This is a genomic window from Acidisoma sp. L85 (assembly GCF_009765865.1).
In the GTDB taxonomy this organism is placed as follows: Bacteria; Pseudomonadota; Alphaproteobacteria; order Acetobacterales; family Acetobacteraceae; genus Acidisoma.
Genome location: NZ_LMUQ01000047.1, coordinates 1 through 15,431, shown reverse-complemented (window position 1 = coordinate 15,431; position 15,431 = coordinate 1). Strand labels below are relative to the sequence as shown.

The 15,431-nt window shown below is 61.6% G+C and carries 14 protein-coding genes; 3 read left to right on the top strand and 11 right to left on the bottom strand.

What is annotated here, in order from left to right:
- Positions 1-387, bottom strand: a 387-nt coding sequence (locus GSQ83_RS13240) for a thiamine pyrophosphate-binding protein (protein WP_254065663.1), incomplete at its 3' end; no start/stop codon positions are given.
- Between the two features lie 561 nt (positions 388-948).
- Here GSQ83_RS13240 and GSQ83_RS13235 point away from each other — a divergent pair.
- Both GSQ83_RS13235 and GSQ83_RS13230 read left to right on the top strand, forming a co-directional pair.
- A complete protein-coding gene (locus tag GSQ83_RS13235; RefSeq protein ID WP_158803361.1) occupies positions 949-1,242 on the top strand; it encodes a hypothetical protein in 294 nt (97 codons plus the stop codon).
- Positions 1,243-1,481: 239 nt separating this feature from the next.
- Positions 1,482-1,961 (top strand): DUF427 domain-containing protein, encoded by a 480-nt coding sequence (locus GSQ83_RS13230; RefSeq protein ID WP_158803360.1) that lies wholly within the window; start codon positions 1,482-1,484, stop codon positions 1,959-1,961.
- A 632-nt stretch (positions 1,962-2,593) separates the two neighbouring features.
- Here the strand turns inward: GSQ83_RS13230 and GSQ83_RS13225 are convergent.
- The 9 genes from GSQ83_RS13225 to GSQ83_RS13185 all read right to left on the bottom strand — a co-directional run bounded on the left by GSQ83_RS13225 (position 2,594) and on the right by GSQ83_RS13185 (position 12,329).
- A complete protein-coding gene (locus tag GSQ83_RS13225) occupies positions 2,594-3,652 on the bottom strand; it encodes an SDR family oxidoreductase (RefSeq protein WP_158803359.1) in 1,059 nt (352 codons plus the stop codon).
- Between the two features lie 287 nt (positions 3,653-3,939).
- Positions 3,940-5,013 carry a 2,3-butanediol dehydrogenase gene (locus GSQ83_RS13220; RefSeq protein WP_158803358.1) on the bottom strand — a complete coding sequence of 358 codons (1,074 nt, stop codon included), beginning with the start codon at positions 5,011-5,013 and terminating at the stop codon, positions 3,940-3,942.
- Complete coding sequence (locus tag GSQ83_RS13215; RefSeq protein ID WP_158803357.1) at positions 5,010-6,110, bottom strand: LLM class flavin-dependent oxidoreductase; 1,101 nt, start codon at positions 6,108-6,110, stop codon at positions 5,010-5,012. The genes GSQ83_RS13220 and GSQ83_RS13215 overlap by 4 nt, the downstream gene beginning before the upstream one ends.
- Positions 6,111-6,132: 22 nt before the next feature.
- Complete coding sequence (locus tag GSQ83_RS13210) at positions 6,133-7,194, bottom strand: aldo/keto reductase (RefSeq protein WP_158803356.1); 1,062 nt, start codon at positions 7,192-7,194, stop codon at positions 6,133-6,135.
- 26 nt (positions 7,195-7,220) lie between these two features.
- Complete coding sequence (locus GSQ83_RS13205; protein WP_216850137.1) at positions 7,221-7,970, bottom strand: SDR family NAD(P)-dependent oxidoreductase; 750 nt, start codon at positions 7,968-7,970, stop codon at positions 7,221-7,223.
- A gap of 37 nt (positions 7,971-8,007) precedes the next feature.
- Positions 8,008-9,042, bottom strand: coding sequence for an ABC transporter permease (locus GSQ83_RS13200; protein WP_158803355.1), 1,035 nt, complete (start codon positions 9,040-9,042; stop codon positions 8,008-8,010).
- Between the two features lie 34 nt (positions 9,043-9,076).
- A complete protein-coding gene (locus tag GSQ83_RS13195) occupies positions 9,077-10,567 on the bottom strand; it encodes a sugar ABC transporter ATP-binding protein (protein WP_158803354.1) in 1,491 nt (496 codons plus the stop codon).
- Positions 10,568-10,601: 34 nt separating this feature from the next.
- The gene (locus GSQ83_RS13190) at positions 10,602-11,717 is read right to left on the bottom strand and encodes an ABC transporter substrate-binding protein (protein WP_158803353.1); all 1,116 of its coding nucleotides are present in this window, start codon (positions 11,715-11,717) and stop codon (positions 10,602-10,604) included.
- Positions 11,718-11,774: 57 nt separating this feature from the next.
- Positions 11,775-12,329, bottom strand: a complete 555-nt coding sequence (locus GSQ83_RS13185; RefSeq protein WP_158803352.1) for a flavin reductase family protein — start codon at positions 12,327-12,329, stop codon at positions 11,775-11,777.
- Positions 12,330-12,598: 269 nt separating this feature from the next.
- Here GSQ83_RS13185 and GSQ83_RS13180 point away from each other — a divergent pair, with 269 nt between their 5' ends.
- Entirely contained in the window at positions 12,599-14,518 is a 1,920-nt protein-coding gene (locus GSQ83_RS13180; RefSeq protein WP_158803351.1) for a sigma-54-dependent Fis family transcriptional regulator, read from the top strand.
- 526 nt (positions 14,519-15,044) lie between these two features.
- On the opposite strand, the gene GSQ83_RS13175 is transcribed toward GSQ83_RS13180, so the two are convergent.
- The coding region (locus GSQ83_RS13175; RefSeq protein WP_174246661.1) for a dihydroxy-acid dehydratase at positions 15,045-15,431 on the bottom strand (387 nt) is incomplete at its 5' end.

Here is a 15,431-nt window from a genome sequence, read left to right as displayed (position 1 = left end):
GTAGTCGCTTGCCACGTCCTTGAAGAGGTTCTGGAGGTCAACCTCCTGCTGGTAGCTGGCCCCGAGACCGCTTCGGGCCTGCTGGCCTACGATGGCAACGACCGGCACATGGTCCATCTTCGCGTCATAGAGTCCGTTGAGGAGATGGATCGCGCCAGGCCCCGAGGTCGCGTAGCAAAGTCCAACCTGACCGGTGAATTTCGCATGTGCGGAAGCCATGAAGGCGGCCATCTCCTCGTGCCGGACCTGGACATATTCCATCTCGTCCTTGGCCTTTTCGAGCGCGACATCCAGGCCACCGACGCCATCTCCCGGATAGCCGTAGACGCGGTTCAGGCCCCACTCGCCCAGTCGCTTCCACACGAATTCGCTGACATTGATGGTCATGAGTTCCTCCGGGTCACCTATCGCGCCGGGCGCGCAATTGAGATCGCCACAGATGATTGATTTTCCATTCACAAGGCCGCGCGGCGACCGTTTTGCTGAAAGATATTGCACCACAACTGAGCAGCAAAAGCGTGCAGAGTGCTTGATTGCTCGGGCGAGGCCGCGATCGTCCGAGCAGTATCGCCGTCTGCGGCGCTTCGCTGCGACCAAGGGCAAAGGCCGGCATGCCCGTCGCCTGCGGTCACACAGACACGTCTTCTGATTTTTGATGATCAAGCTGCATCTGAATGCCGATGTTCCCCCGATGATGTGTGCGGCCAAAATGGACCGCCTCATTTCGGAGGATGCCTACGGAGAGTTTCGGCTTTCACGCAGCTACCGCTGTCAGCCCGGACGTCTTCGCGCCCACTACGATCTCGCCCGCTTCGCGCGTTAATGCCGCCCTGACCCACGCGGATCGGATCTTTTCCTCAGGCGGCCGGCTATCTGACCGCCTCACTCTATGTCCATAATTGGGGGACCCACTCATGTGTCCCTCCTACCCTCTTGGTAAGGAGACTTATGATGAAGAACTTTTTGGTGGCCGCCGTGGCCGTTGTCAGCTTAGGCATGACGGGCGCAGCCATAGCTAGCGAACCCACGCCGCATCACGGTGTGTCGGCGCAGGCCCGAAACGAGGCGGTGCGGCCAAATCAGCGCCCCACCTATCTTGCTCGCGACGAGCAGGTTTCGCCCCAGCAGCGCCCGGCTTATCTATCTCGCAACGAAACGGTCTTGCCGAACCAGCGCCCAACGTATCTAGCTCGCAATGAGCAGGTCTCGCCTCAGCAGCGGCCCGCATACCTCACCGCGTGACGCCAATTGGCTGCACGGAAACGCATTGGAACGAACTTGGCGGTGACGTAACCCTGAAGAAAAGGGGCGTTCGCGGGAGCGCTTTCTCGTTTGGCATCATCGTCTTGACGCTTCCCGGACATCTTGAGCCGCGTGTTCTTCTGGACATATTCAGGTGCTACTGGCCGCATAGGTGTCTAGAACCATATGAACCTCTCTTGATAACTGCCCCTTTCTTGGCTCTTCGAGACAACCTTACGATGGACAGAACGCCCTCATGGAGAACGTCTGGGATTTATCCTCGGCCGCCCCGTCTCGAGCCTGCCGCGCAGAAACTACGCATCCTGTTCGCCGGCCGAGTGATCGCCGCGACGACTGCGGGGTTTCGGGTGTTGGAGACCTCTCACCCGCCGGTCTATTATCTGCCTCCCTCGGCCTTCACCGGATGCGTATTGACGCCGGCCTCGGGAGCAAGCGTCTGCGAATGGAAAGGCTCAGCGCAATATTGGAGCATTAGGGTTGACAACCGTGTGGCGGAGCGCGCGGGGTGGAGCTACCCGAAGCCGACAGAAGGTTTCGCTTTGATCCGGGATTATCTCGCCGTTTATGCCGGCAGGATGGACGCGTGCTTTGTTGGCGGCGAGGCCGCAACACCGCAGCCGGGTGGCTTCTACGGCGGGTGGGTGACGCGCAACCTCAAGGGGCCGTTCAAGGGCATGCTGGGAAGCATGAGCTGGTGATATCCCAAATGCGCAGCTTTGCACCGAAAAGCTGTGCTGTCGTCATTGGCGCCTCGGGCGGCATCGGCGCGGCTTTGGTGAAGGCACTGCTTGATCAATCCACCTTTACAACAGTGGTTGCTTTAGCCCGTAGTTTCGAGGACGATCTCGAGCGGACCGCCCGTTTCCAGCACGGTTCTATCGACATCGCTAATGAAAACAGCATCAGCGCCGCGGCGGCCCGTTTGGGGGGCGACGTACGGTCACTCTATGCCCTTTGGCTGTATTCATCTATGGCGTTTCTGTTAGTGCTACGAGACCTACGTCGGCGGGCAGCGCCCAAAACCAGACGAGACCCGCCGCCGGATCACAGGCTAAAGCATGTTAGATCCCATGCAGGCCCACTTGATTCACACAACGTAGGCAGGTGTAGGTTCGCTCGACCCTAGAAGTCCTCGGCTCTGACGAGACTCATAACGGCTCAATCGCTCTGTTTAACGGTCCCTGTGCGTCCAGGTCTCAAGACGTGAGTAGGAAACTTTATCACGTGTTGACCCTCAGCCTGCTGGTCGCAAGTTTGCATTGGCATTTCGGAAGGACAACCCTAGCGTGTATGACGCAACCGCACCGCGGGTCTCACAACGAATTTTGCTTCAGACCGGAATGATTTTTCGCTCCTTCAACGATGAAAAGAACTGGCGGAACATCTCTTCGGTATCAATGCAATCGTGGAAACCCGCTCGCCGCGCCTTGATCGTGCTGGAAATATTGTCGAACTCGCTATTGAAAATGAAATCGCCAAATGGCCACGACACGATGTCCTCGTATTTTACATTCTTAAGTCCGTATTTTTGGATCATTGTCTCCCAAAGCGGCGCCTTATCTGCCATGTACTCGGCCAGAGGCAGCGGCACAGGGTAGCCGACTTCCATGTCAAACATCCGGGCAATACGTGGCCACATATGCTCCCAGCGGAAATAATCGCCGTTCGTGATGTTGAAAATCTCGTTGGCAGCCCGCGGCTCGTTTCCTGCCCAATCGGCCGCCGCGGCGAGAATGTCGGCTGAAGTCACTTGATACAGCGCTCTGTAGGCGCTCATTGACCCAGGAAAACGCAGTGGTAAGCCAAGTTCCTTTGAAAGTGCCGCGTAGATGGCAATGACCATCGTTAGATTCATTGGATTGCCGATGGCGTAACCGCACACCGCCTCTGGCCGCAGCGCAGTGAAATTCCACGCTTTTCCCTGCTGCCTACGGCGCAGAGTATCTTCCTGGTCATAGTAGAAGTTTGGCGGCATTAGGCGGGGATCATCCTCGCGCGCTGGGGTTTTGAATGGCCCAAGATCGGCTCCGTAGGCCTTGCCACCCTGGTAGAATGCGATGTGCCGAAGGCTCGGTGATGCTGGCTCTATGACGTCAAGCAAGTTTTCTAGCAGCGCGACATTAACCGTGCTTCGCTCCGCAGCCGTCGGTTTCTCTATGTACGGGGCAAAAACAACGTGAGTGATGTCCGTCAGGTTCGCGAGCTTTGATCGCACGTCAGTCGGGGAGAGCAGATCGACCGAAATGTGCTCAACGTCGACCAAATCCCCTGGCCGACGTGACAACCCAAGAACTTTGGTTTGCGGCAGATGGGCAAAGCGCTCGGCCACCGCTCGGCCGATAACGCCTTGCACACCGGCGACGAGAACACTTTTGGTTTCAGTGGACATCAGGAGCCTCGCTCAGTGCTATTGTTATAGACGTCGAAACTAGAGGCATATGGCTGTTGTGCCGTCGGCATTGGCGGCGAGCACGCGGCCGATTTGGACTGCCCTTTCGCACCAATCGAGAAAGTCAGCAGTTCGCGAAGCGGAGCGCAGCATAGCCTCGGTCCGGACACGGTAGAGCCGCCACTAACCCTCACGATAAAGGTCGATGTCGCTGGTATCGGTAAGCTTCCGAGGTCGCCGACGACGACACGCATGCGATATGGGCTCGGGTTGCCGGCAACGCTACGTCAGACACCAGCTTCGACGAGAATCTTCAGCTGGTCACCCGCCGGATCCAGCAAAGCTTCGAAGCCATCCTGAACGATCTCATCGAGTGTCACCCGCTTCGTTACCATCAATTCGGGCTGCATGATACCCGACGCGAAGATGGCCGCGACCCTCGGCCACATCAGCGTCGAGTAGCACCATGATCCGCGCAGGTCGATGTCCTTACGGGTGATGGCATAGGCATCAATCTCAGCGGGGCCGACATGTAGCCCGACCTGCACTACCACGCCCTGCGGCCGAACCGCTGCGATGCAGCTGCCCAGCGCACGGCCCTGGCCGACGCATTCAAAAGCGACATCCACACCGATATGGCCGACCGTCAGATCCCGCAGTATTTCCAGCAGATCTTCGCGTAACGGGTTGACGGTGTGGATGTCCCCCAGAATCGTGCGGGCGAGGACGAGCCGGCTATCGTTGATGTCGGCCAGGAAGATGAGCGTGGCCCCTGCTGCGCGCGCCGCCATCACCTGGAGTTGGCCGATAGGTCCAGCACCGACCACCAACACGCTGTCCCCTGGCCGGACACCGCCGCGTTCGACAGCGTGGAGAGCGACCGCGGCAGGCTCTATCAGCGCCGCCTGTTCATCCGTGACGCCGTCGGGGATGGGAACCGCGTTGTAGTCATTCACCACGGCGTAGTCCGCGAAGCCGCCCCAGGCGGCGCTAAGGCCGACAATAGCAAGCTGCTCGCTGAGCTGGGTCAAGCCCCGGCGAACGTAGTAATCGTCGGGCGGCGCCATATGCGGTTGGATTGCCACACGATCGCCGGGCGAGGTATCCCGCACATCCGATCCCACCGCGACGACCACGCCGCCGAATTCGTGGCCGAGGATCTGCGGCAGCTGCGCCCCCGAGAAGGGATGCGGCGACTGTGGAACAAAGATGGGTCCATGCGCATACTCGTGCAAATCAGTGCCGCAGATGCCGCAAAGACGATTCCGTACGAGCACCTCATGCGGCCCGAGGTCGTCCGGTGGGGGTGCTACCTCTTCCACCCGTACATCCCGCCGGGCATGGAACCGGGCCGCCTTCATGCCGCGAGCTTGACGTTGCAGTATTGCCGCACCTTCGGCACGACCTGTTCCACCAGACGGCGCATGGAGTTCTCCCACAACGCCTTGCGGTCCCATTCATGGAATGCTGACAGTAAGCCGCCGAACGGTCCGACCTCGTCTATGAAAGCGATCAGCCGGTCTACGACATGGCTGGCCGGGCCGGCGATGACCATCGCATCCATCACTGCCTCCAGCGTCAGGTCTTCTTCGCGGCCGGTCTTCTCGGTAAGAAAGATCTTTCGGGCGCCGGCGCGGCCGAGCTGAGTGAACAGGTAGTTGTAGTAGCTCCAGACAGCGTTGCCATCTTCAGCAAGGTAATTGCGGGCTTCCTCATCGCTGTCCGTCACCAGGATGGTGCGGGCGATGCGCCAGCTTTTCGGATCCGGCCGCAGTCCCGCGGCGGCGGCGCCGGCCTCATAAGCCTCCCACTGCGAGCGTACTACCCAAGGGGCGTTGAAGTTTGCCGAGATCAGGTTCCAGCCGCGCCGGCCGGCCAGCTTGGCTGTGCTAGAGAATGGGCTCATCGCTGAGGTGCAGAAGGTCGGGAAAGGCTGCTGGAAGGGCGTCGGCATGGGGCCGATGCCCATGTCCGGCTGCACGGAATCGACCACCTTGATCGACCAGTATTTGCCGTCAATCTTGTAGGGGGCGGCACCGGCCCATATAGCGCCGATCATGTCGGCGCTTTCCTCCATCATCTCCTGCCGATTCTTGTCGACGGTTTGGAAGAGCTCGAAGTCGGATGCGAGGCCACCCGGCCCGATGCCAAGGATCAGCCGCCCGTTGCACATATGGTCAAGCATGGCGGCATCGGCAGCGACCCGTGCCGGGTGATGTTGCGGCAGGTTTACGACGCCGGTGCAGAGCTTTATGTTCTTGGTCTGGTAGGCGATGGCGGATAGGAACTGCAGCGCGCTCGTCACCGGCTCCACCTTGGCCGCGACATGTTCACCGATCCAAAATTCGTCATAGCCGAGCTGCTCGGAGAAGAGCGCGGCCTCGACATCCTGGTCGTACATCTCCTTGTAGCCGAGCTTGAGCGTGTGAAGCGGCATCATGAAAAGACCGAGCTTCATTTTATCTTCCTTGTATGGGTCATCATGCAGAATATCGGGATGGAACGACCGCCGCGGAGTTCAGCAGGTCACCGGCCTTCAGCGCTGCCCAAAGCGCGCCGGGGATCGGCGCCTGCACCCATGCTGCTGCTTGGCGCAACTCCTCGGGCGTGCGGCAGCCGACGAGAACGGTCGCGACCGCGGGATGGGCGAGTGGAAACTGCAGAGCCGCGGCCGGCACCGGCACGTTATGCTGCGCGCATATCCCGGCGATGGCTTCGTAGCGGCGGATGGTCCCTTCATCCGCGTCCCGGTAGTTGAACTTCCGTGGCGCGCCCGCGGGGGCGGCCAGGATGCCGGAGTTGAAGGGACCACCGATGACCACGGCAACACGGCGCTTCTGCGCCAGTGGCAGAAGCGTTACAATCGCCGCCTGGTCTAGCAGTGTATAGCGTCCAGCGACCAGACAACAGTCAAGGTCGAACTCCTCGATCGCGTCGCGGATCACCCCGACCTCGTTAGCGCCAACGCCGATTGCGCGGATGAGGCCGGCGCCGCGCAGTTCTTCCAGCGCGCGGAAACCGCCGCCCCTGGTCAGCGCGCCCCAGTGACGATCATGTAGCGCGCCATGGGTCTCGCGGCCGATATCGTGGATCTGCAGGATGTCGATGCGACCGAGGCCGAGCCGCGCCAAGCTATCGTCGAAGCTGCGCATCACGCCGTCATAGGAGTAGTCGAACACCTCCTCGAAAGGCAGAGCACCGACCCAGCCGGGGTCGTAGGGGTTGGGTGGCAGCCGGTTTTCGATCTTGCGGCCCGGCCGCTCGAGAATCATGAGGCGGCCGACCTTACTGCTCAGGACAAAGTCCGAGCCGCCACCTTCCTCCTGACGCTGGCGCAACACATGGCCGACCAGAAGTTCAAGCTTACCGAGCCCATACATCGGGGCGGTATCGAAGAACTTTATACCCGCATCCCAGGCCGCGTTGAGCGTGCCCACGACGTCTTTCACTGGAACGCCGGTGAACATGCCGCCCAGGCCAGCCGTGCCGACGCCGAGCACGCTGACCGCGAGGCCTGTGCGACCGAGCGTCCGCGTGGGCATCGTGACTCGGTCGAGTGCTGACTGATTCATACTGCAGTGTATCCCCCGTCCACGGCTATTTCGGCGCCGGTCATGTAGGATGACCCTTTGGAGGCGAGGAAAGCGATCACTTCCGAAACCTCATCCGGCTGGCCCGGACGCTCCATAAGCGTCGGTCCAAGGATCATCTTCCGCATGTCGGGATCTTCGTAATAGCTCTTCGTCATCGGCGTCGCGATCGTGCCGGGATGCACGGAGTTCACGCGGATATTGTATTTCGCGAGATCGACCGCCACTGCCTTGGTCAGCAGCCGTACCGCGCCCTTGGTCGAGCAATAGCCGGTCATTCCCGGCATATTGGCGACCGTGCCCGACATAGACGAGATGTTGATAATCGAGCCGCCGCCCGCCACGCGCATCGCCGGCACTACCGCCTTACAGCCGAGGAATGTGCCGCGGACATTGACCGCATGCATGCGGTCAAAGTCTTCGACGCTCAACTCCTCGAGCGGGATACGGACCAGGATGCCGGCATTGTTGACAAGGGTATCGACCTTGCCGTGACGCTCCATGGCCTGATCAATGACCTTCTGCCAATCGGCTTCGGACGCGACATCCTGCGCGATGAAGGTGGCTGTGTGACCACTGCTGCGCAGATCCTTCGCGACAGCCTCGCCCGCCGCGGTATCGATGTCTGTCAGGATCACGCTTGCACCCTTAGCGGCGAGAATACGGGCATGGACCTCGCCCATGCCCTGTCCGGCTCCAGTAACGATCGTGACGTTTGTTTCTAGCACGCAGCCCCTCCTTTGATTTTCCTGTAACGCTCGCTTCTTATTTCATGACGCTGATCTTCGAGCGGTCGATGGTGACGAAGACCGCCGCCACCAGCACGACGCCCTTGGCAATGTTTTGGATGTAGGGGTCAAGCCCCACCATATCCATGCCGTTGCTCAGGATAACCATGATAAGGCATCCGAGCACTGTGCGCAGCACGCTGCCCTGACCGCCTGTCAGCGGCGTGCCGCCGACCACTACGGCGCCGATCGCATCAAGTTCCAGCCCAGTGCCCATCTGCGCCGTGGCCGCCATGGACCACGCGCCATTCAGCACACCGGCGACACCAGCGAGCAGGCCGAGCAGCATGTAGATGCCGATCTTTACGCGCTCCACCCGAATACCGGTCAGTGCCGCGACGCGCTCGCCGCCGCCGACCGCGCGCACCTCTCGCCCGAAGACGGTGGTGTCGAGTATCAGCAGGCAGACGACCGTCAGCACCACGGCGATGACCACCGAATGCGGCACGCCCAGGCTGTTGCCGCCGAAGGCGTTGACGAAGCGCTCGTCATCGATCGAGATCGTGGTGCCGCTCGTGAAGATCAGGATGATGCCGCGATAGACCACCATGGCACCGAGTGTTACAATGAAAGACGGCACTTTGCCCTTGACGAAGACAAACCCGTTGATAGTGCCGGCGAGCAGACCGACGGCGCAGGCCGGAATGATGGCTAAGGCGCCGAGCGAGGGGGCCGTCATGGCGGCGACCACGGTGGCCATACCGACGATGGAGCCCACCGAGAGATCGATCGAGCCGGCGATGATCACGAAGGTGAGGCCGAGCGCAACCACCAGCAGCGTCACCGTCTGCTGCAGCACTGTCACCAAGTTCGACAGGGTCACGAAACGGTGGTTCATCAAGGCGAAGGCTATACAAAGCAGCGCCAGCAAGGCGATGGGGAAGTAGTTCTTCACCATTCCCATTGATCGGCGGCGCGCGGCCTGCTGCGACTTCACCGCCGATGCCATCTGCTTGCTTTTCGCCAAGTCCCGCGCCTTCGGGTCTTCCTCTTTCAAGGTGTCCGTCGTCATCGGCCACTCCCACCTTGTGTGGCGATCGATTTGTCTAGACCATGCATCGCACGACCTCCTGCTCCGTGCACGGCTGGTTGAGATCAAAGCTTCCCGACACATTGCCGCGACGCAGCACGATCAGCCGTTCGCTGATGCCGAGAAGCTCCGTCAGATCCTCGCTCACCAGCAGAACGGCGAGGCCTCCATCAACCAGCTTGCGGATGGCGCGATAGATGTCCTGCCGCGCGCCGACATCGACGCCGCGCGTCGGGTTGTTCAGCAACATCAGGCGTGGCTCGGTGCCAAGACATTTACCTAGCACCACCTTCTGCATATTGCCGCCGCTCAAGCTGGAGCAGGGAGCGCGGATATCGTTTGTCTTAATCGATAGGCGCCTGACGGCACCCTTCGCAATGTCCACCGCCTTCGCCTTGTTGAAGACCGGCCCTCGATGCGGACTGGCAGCCATCACGAGGTTGTCGAGGATGCTGAAATCTACGATCAGCCCCTCGCGCGCGCGATCGCCGGGCACGTAGCTGATGCCCGCCAACCACCCATCGGTCGGCAGACGCGGCCGATATGGCGAGCCGTTCAGCGCCATTGCGCCCGCGGCCGCGCGCTGATCACCGGCAATGATAGCTATGATCTGCTCGCCACCGGCGCCCTTCAGCCCGGCGATGCCCACCACCTCGCCGGCATGCACCGTGAGGTTAAGATCCTCCGTGCTCTCGGCAAGTCGAATGCCCGACAGTTCCAGCAGCGTCTTGCTAGCCGCCCGCTCGTGCCGCGCCGGATAGAGTTCGGCGGACACCTCGCGGCCGACCATGCGAGTATGGATGGTCTCGGCGTTGATGTCGGCGCCATGCAGCTCACCCACATTGGCGCCGTCCTTGAGGATGATCACAGTATCCGCGACGCCCATCACCTCGGCGATGTGGTGGGAGACGAAGCCGAGGGTGACGCCCTCCTCCCGTAAGCGGCGCATGACGGCGAGCACCGCCTCGACCTCCTTCCAGCCAAGGAAGGCGGTCGCCTCATCCAACAGAATTAGCGACGGCTGAGTAGACAGGGCGCGACAGATTTCGATGCATTTGAGCTGACCGAGGTCGAGCGAAGCGATATCCTGCTCGACGCTGATGCCGATATCGAGCCGGTCGATGATGATCTGTGCGGTGCGGCGCATCTTCTTCGCATCGAGCGTACCGAAACGGCGGCTGAAGCGCCGCATGCGGTCGATATAGATATTCTCGGCGATCCCCAGAGACGGGTTGATCGTGAGTTCCTGAAACACCAGTGCGATGCCGTGTTCCTCCGCGTCGCGCAGGTTGCGCGGACGGTAAGGCTTGCCGTTGAGCAGCAAGGTCCCGCCGTCCGCGCTTTCTACGCCAGCGAGGATCTTGAGAAGAGTCGACTTGCCGGCACCATTCTCACCCGCGAAGGCGTGGATGCGGCCCGGCCGCAATGTGGTGGAGACATCCACCAACGCGCGCGTGCTACCGTAGCTCTTGAATAGATGTTCGGCTGTCAGTTCGATGGTTTGCACCTCATCCCCCCTTCCCTCGCCGTCCACGGATGCCTCAGGAGCCAAGGATCTTCGAGCGGAAGAACTCCACATTCGGCACCTGGAACACACCGGGCTTGGCGTTCGGATTCCAGGTCAATGAGTTCGCCTTAAAGTCGTAATCCGGTAGGTTGTTAGGGAAGTCCTTCTCGAAGTCGGCAACGTAGCTTTTCGTCAACGGCAGCATCTTCATGTGGAAGTCGGCGACATTCGCCGGCAATGTGTGGCCCTCGATCGCATCGTAGAGGGCGAGCAGCGCGAAGCCGCCGGAGAGCCAGTGGCCACCCATGTCGAATAACAACTCGCCATCCTTCAGCGCCTTGCGATTGCCCGTCTCGAGATCTATGCAGACCACGACGACGTCTTTACCAGGAATCTTGCCGCGGTTACGCAGCGCCGTCATCACACCGCTCGCCATACCGCCGCTCGCCACCCACACGCCTCGGATATCGGAATGGCCGATATAGAAGGATTGAAACGCAGCAAGCGCAGTCTCCCTCTCGAAGTCGCCATTGACCTCGCCTTCGACGATGACTTCCGGGTGCTGCTTCAGCAGAGCCGCGAAGCCCTTGCGGCGGTTGACGGCAACCGAAGTGCCGGCGGTGCCGTTGACGATTCCGATGCGCTTCTTACCGTCAGGGCCCGCCGGCGTAGCGTCGATTAATGCCTTGCCGATGCTGGCGCCCATATCCTCGTCGCTCGGCCCAACGAAGCTAATGTAGTTCGGGAAGCGCGCAGTCTGCGGCGGGTAGTCCGGGTGCGTGTCGGTGATGGCGACAGGAATCCCGGCATCCTTGGCGATCGAAAGGCCGCGCGTGCCAACCGACCAATAAGCGGTGAAGATGATGCCGTCGACCTTACGCGCCGCGAGATCCTGGATCGAGCGGATCATCCGCTCCGGGCTGTTCTGCGCATCCACGACGATGAGGTTCACGCCCAACTGCTTAGCGCCGAGTTTCATGAAGGCTAGGTAGTCGTTCCAGAATTCGATGAGTAGTTGCGGCACCACCACGCCGATTGTTGGATGCGGCACCTTCAACACCGGATCCGCGGCCCGCGCGGCGCGAGGTAACAACGGGGCGGCAAACATCACCGAGGCGGCGCCGGCAAGAAGGCCTCTACGGGTAGCCATTGGTCGTTCTCCCAGTTTTGTTGATTGGACTCGTCTTCGGCTAGGCCGCGTTCAGGCCTAGCCGGTTTCGAACGGCACTACTGAAACGAAGGCGCCATCGCCCCAAAGCAGTGGCATTCCGCTATCGCGCACCAGCACTTGGCCGACACGGCCGACCAAGAGCGTATGCGTGCCATAGTCCATCTGCGCATCCACCGCGCAGAAGACGCAACAGAGCGCGGACGGTAAGAATGGCAATCCGCGCCAACTACGTTGCCACGCGCCCGACAGGAAGCGCTCGCCGCGCCGGTCAGATCGTCCGAAGATCTCGACCAGGGGATGGGCGGTGTCGTCCAGAATATTGGCGCAGAACACGCCCGTCGTAGACAAAACTGAATACATCAGCGCCGACCTGTTGACGGAGACCAGCAGGGAAGGCGGCTGCATTGACACGGGAACGACAGCCGACGCCGCCATGCCGTGCGGCGCATCTTGATCATCCCGCGTGGTTACGAGGGATATCGTACCTGTCATGCGACGCATGGCGCGGCGGAAGTTGTCCGCCATCCGATCGTCATCCTCCCAGCCTCCATCGGGCGAGGCAGTCGATGTGCGCGAGGCGCGCTGTTTCATGTTTTCCCTCCGGCACCGCACATTGGTGACACCGCCTTCGTCCTGCCGGGGTTAGTGCAAAGCGCGTGCCAAGGCGGAAATTAGGTCTTTGCAACAGGTTAGGGGCATCGGAGCGATCCGCGAACCTGTCGCGCGCGACACTGAAACTGTCGCATGCGACAGGTGTCGCAAGCCCGAGCGGCAGGCGTTGAAACCGCTTGCCGACGGGTCTAGTCTAGCGCTCTGGCCCTGCGCCTAACCAAGAGCCACGAAGGCATAAGGACGAGCCCATGGGGGAGCTGCAGCACATCGACCGTGTTGCCATGTCGGTGGATGTCGCGGCGGCGTCTGTGCTGGGCGTTCCAGACAATGCTGGCATTATAGTGAAGTCGTGGCAGCGCTGCATCGGCGAGTACGGGCTGGAGCCGGATGCGCTGCCTGGTCCCAATATCTTGACCTCGGCGGAACTCAAGCTGCGTTACGACGCAGCAGACGACCTGCTGATGCTGGCGCGCGAGGAGCTGGAGCGGCTATTCGAGCAGATCGGCAGCAGCGGCTATTTCATGACGATGACCGACGACAGTGGCGTCGTCGTCGCGGCACATTGCACGGCGGATCTGCAGGACGATGTCCGCAAAGCGGGAACGATCGCGGGCAGCATCTGGCTGGAAGAACAGCAAGGCACCAACGGCATCGGCACCTGCCTCAAGGAGCATAATTCCCTCTCGGTCGTGATGGAGGAGCATTTCGGAACGCGGCTGCTGGGGCTGTCTTGCACCGTCGCTCCGATTTTCCGCTCGGCCGATCAGATCCTGGGAGTCATCAATGTCACCACGCCTCGCCGCACCGACCACGCGACGCAACACATGGTTCGCAAGATCGTGGGCAAGGCAGCGCTGCGGATCGAGAACCTGCATCTTCAGCGTCAACATGCGGGCCGGCGCATCCTGCGGCTGTCGCGCTACGGTGACTTCGTCGATCTCGCGAATGAGGCGCGGCTAGTACTGGACGATGCGGATCGGATCGTCTCCGCGACCCCGGCCGCCAGTCGCATGTTGAAGATCCCGGCGGGCCGGCTTGTCGGCCGCTCGATGCCGGAGACGCTCGGGCTCCGCGACCTTTCCATCGCGCCGGAGATGCAGGTCCGGGCCCGACCGCCGCGCGAGGCCGATCCCCTCTATGCTCGCATGCTGGGGCCTAGCCGGCCCCGCGTCACGCCGCTTGCCAGGCAGCGCCACGCCATCGCGGCACCTCCGGACGCGATGGTGCTGCTCTTCGGGGAAACGAAGGAGATGGTGGTCCGCATCAGCACGGCGCAGCGCCTGTTCGCGCGCGGTCTGCCGGTGATGCTGCAGGGTGAAACTGGTAGCGGCAAGACGGCACTGGCGCGCATGCTGCACGAGACCAGCGCCCGCGCCACCAAGCCCTTCGTAACAGTCAATTGCGCCGCCATCCCGCAGGAGCTGATCGAAGGCGAGCTGTTCGGACATCGTGCCGGCGCCTTCACCGGGGCGAATCGCCAAGGCAGCAAGGGTTTGGTGCGCGAGGCGGACGGCGGCACGCTCTTCCTCGACGAGATCGGCGACATGCCGCTGCTCCTGCAGACACGCCTACTGCATGTGCTGAGTGAGGGCGTCGTCGCCCCGCTCGGCGGCGGGCCGATGCAGACGGTGGATCTGGCGGTCGTCTCGGCCAGCCTGCAGGATATCGAGGGTCTGGTGGCACTCGGCCGGTTTCGCCAGGACCTGTTCTTCCGGCTCAATGGCGCCACAGTGAACTTGCCGCCGCTGCGTGACCGCGCCGACCGTGCCGCGCTGATTTCCAGCGTTGTCGAGAGCGAGGCGCGGGCTGCCGGGGTGGCGGATATTGTTCTGTCCGAGCCGGCAGCAGCAATGCTGGAGGCCTATACTTGGCCAGGCAACCTGAGGGAGCTGCGCCATGTGGCGCGCCACGCCGTGGCGATGGCCGATGCGTCAGAGATAATGCCCGAGCATCTGCCTTCAGCCCTTCGAAGTAAGGCAGCCCGCAGCGCCGGAGCATCCGGCGCCGGGACGCTGACGATGGAGGCGGCTCTGGCCCGCACCGGATGGAACGTTTCGGCGGCGGCGCGGCTGCTGGGCATTTCCCGCGCCACCGTCCATCGGCACCTGGCCACCGCGACCCTCCGCCGCCAGTCGCGGAAGGAAGCGCAAACATGTTCGATGATGTAAGGGCGGTCGGGTCGGGCAATCCCACCCGCTCCGCCTCATGGGTCTGCCTTCGATCGCATCGGGTGACCCGCGTTCCGACCACTTCGGTCCTGGTGCGCAGGAAGTCCCCCCTTTACCCGCGGACGCCGCATTTGCATCCGATGCGGGACACTGGCCGCCGGTCAGGCAACCTAGGGCCGAGCTGCGTGGCTCTTCGATTAACCCGGTGGTGAGATCGGCTTATTGCGGAAATCGACATCAACCGTGTCGCGTTACTGTCGCCGTCGATTCTTGCAACGACGCAGGCCTACCCGCTCCTGCGGAAGCAAAAAGGCCCGCCCTTCAACAAAACAGGTCCAAACTCGGCGGACTTGGTTGCAACGTCGGATTGATGTCGCCTGCGCGTCAGCCGCGTCTCGAACTGGCGTCACACCGCGGAAGCCCGCGATGACATCTTCTGAGGCTCAACAAGTTCGATCGGACTGTTGCAATTCTCAGAGCCCGAGATGTTTCCTTATCGATCTTTGATCTCGGCCTCGGATTCTTTTTAGCTACTTCCTTGTAGAAACCGAAAATCGCAGCCGGACTCGGCCTGGGTGACGAATTCGCTATATAGCCAGTCGTAGCCGCGCTTCGCCGGACCGGCGGCGGCCGGAGCGGTCCCGGCTTTTCTGCGTTGTAACTCGTCGGGCGCGACGCGCAATTCGATGCTTCGGTCACGCACACTCAGCGCGATCACATCGCCCGTCTCAACGAAGCTCAACGGACCGCCCGAGGCTGCGTCCGGCGAAACATGCAGCACGATCGTCCCGAAAGCCGTGCCGCTCATGCGCGCGTCGGAAATTCGCAGCATGTCCTTGACCCCGGCGCGCGCGAGCTTCTTGGGGATCGGCAAATAGCCTGCTTCCGGCATGCAAGACTCGCTACGCGGCCC

Bases quoted from the DNA above. Each gene is read 5' to 3' on its own strand.
- GSQ83_RS13215 (WP_158803357.1), bottom strand. From the start codon at position 6,110: ATGAAGCTCGGTCTTTTCATGATGCCGCTTCACACGCTCAAGCTCGGC.
- GSQ83_RS13235 (WP_158803361.1), top strand. From the start codon at position 949: ATGATGAAGAACTTTTTGGTGGCCGCCGTGGCCGTTGTCAGCTTAGGC.
- GSQ83_RS13210 (WP_158803356.1), bottom strand. From the start codon at position 7,194: ATGCCCACGCGGACGCTCGGTCGCACAGGCCTCGCGGTCAGCGTGCTC.
- GSQ83_RS13200 (WP_158803355.1), bottom strand. From the start codon at position 9,042: ATGACGACGGACACCTTGAAAGAGGAAGACCCGAAGGCGCGGGACTTG.
- GSQ83_RS13225 (WP_158803359.1), bottom strand. From the start codon at position 3,652: ATGTCCACTGAAACCAAAAGTGTTCTCGTCGCCGGTGTGCAAGGCGTT.
- GSQ83_RS13180 (WP_158803351.1), top strand. From the start codon at position 12,599: ATGGGGGAGCTGCAGCACATCGACCGTGTTGCCATGTCGGTGGATGTC.
- GSQ83_RS13190 (WP_158803353.1), bottom strand. From the start codon at position 11,717: ATGGCTACCCGTAGAGGCCTTCTTGCCGGCGCCGCCTCGGTGATGTTT.
- GSQ83_RS13220 (WP_158803358.1), bottom strand. From the start codon at position 5,013: ATGAAGGCGGCCCGGTTCCATGCCCGGCGGGATGTACGGGTGGAAGAG.
- GSQ83_RS13230 (WP_158803360.1), top strand. From the start codon at position 1,482: ATGGACAGAACGCCCTCATGGAGAACGTCTGGGATTTATCCTCGGCCG.
- GSQ83_RS13185 (WP_158803352.1), bottom strand. From the start codon at position 12,329: ATGAAACAGCGCGCCTCGCGCACATCGACTGCCTCGCCCGATGGAGGC.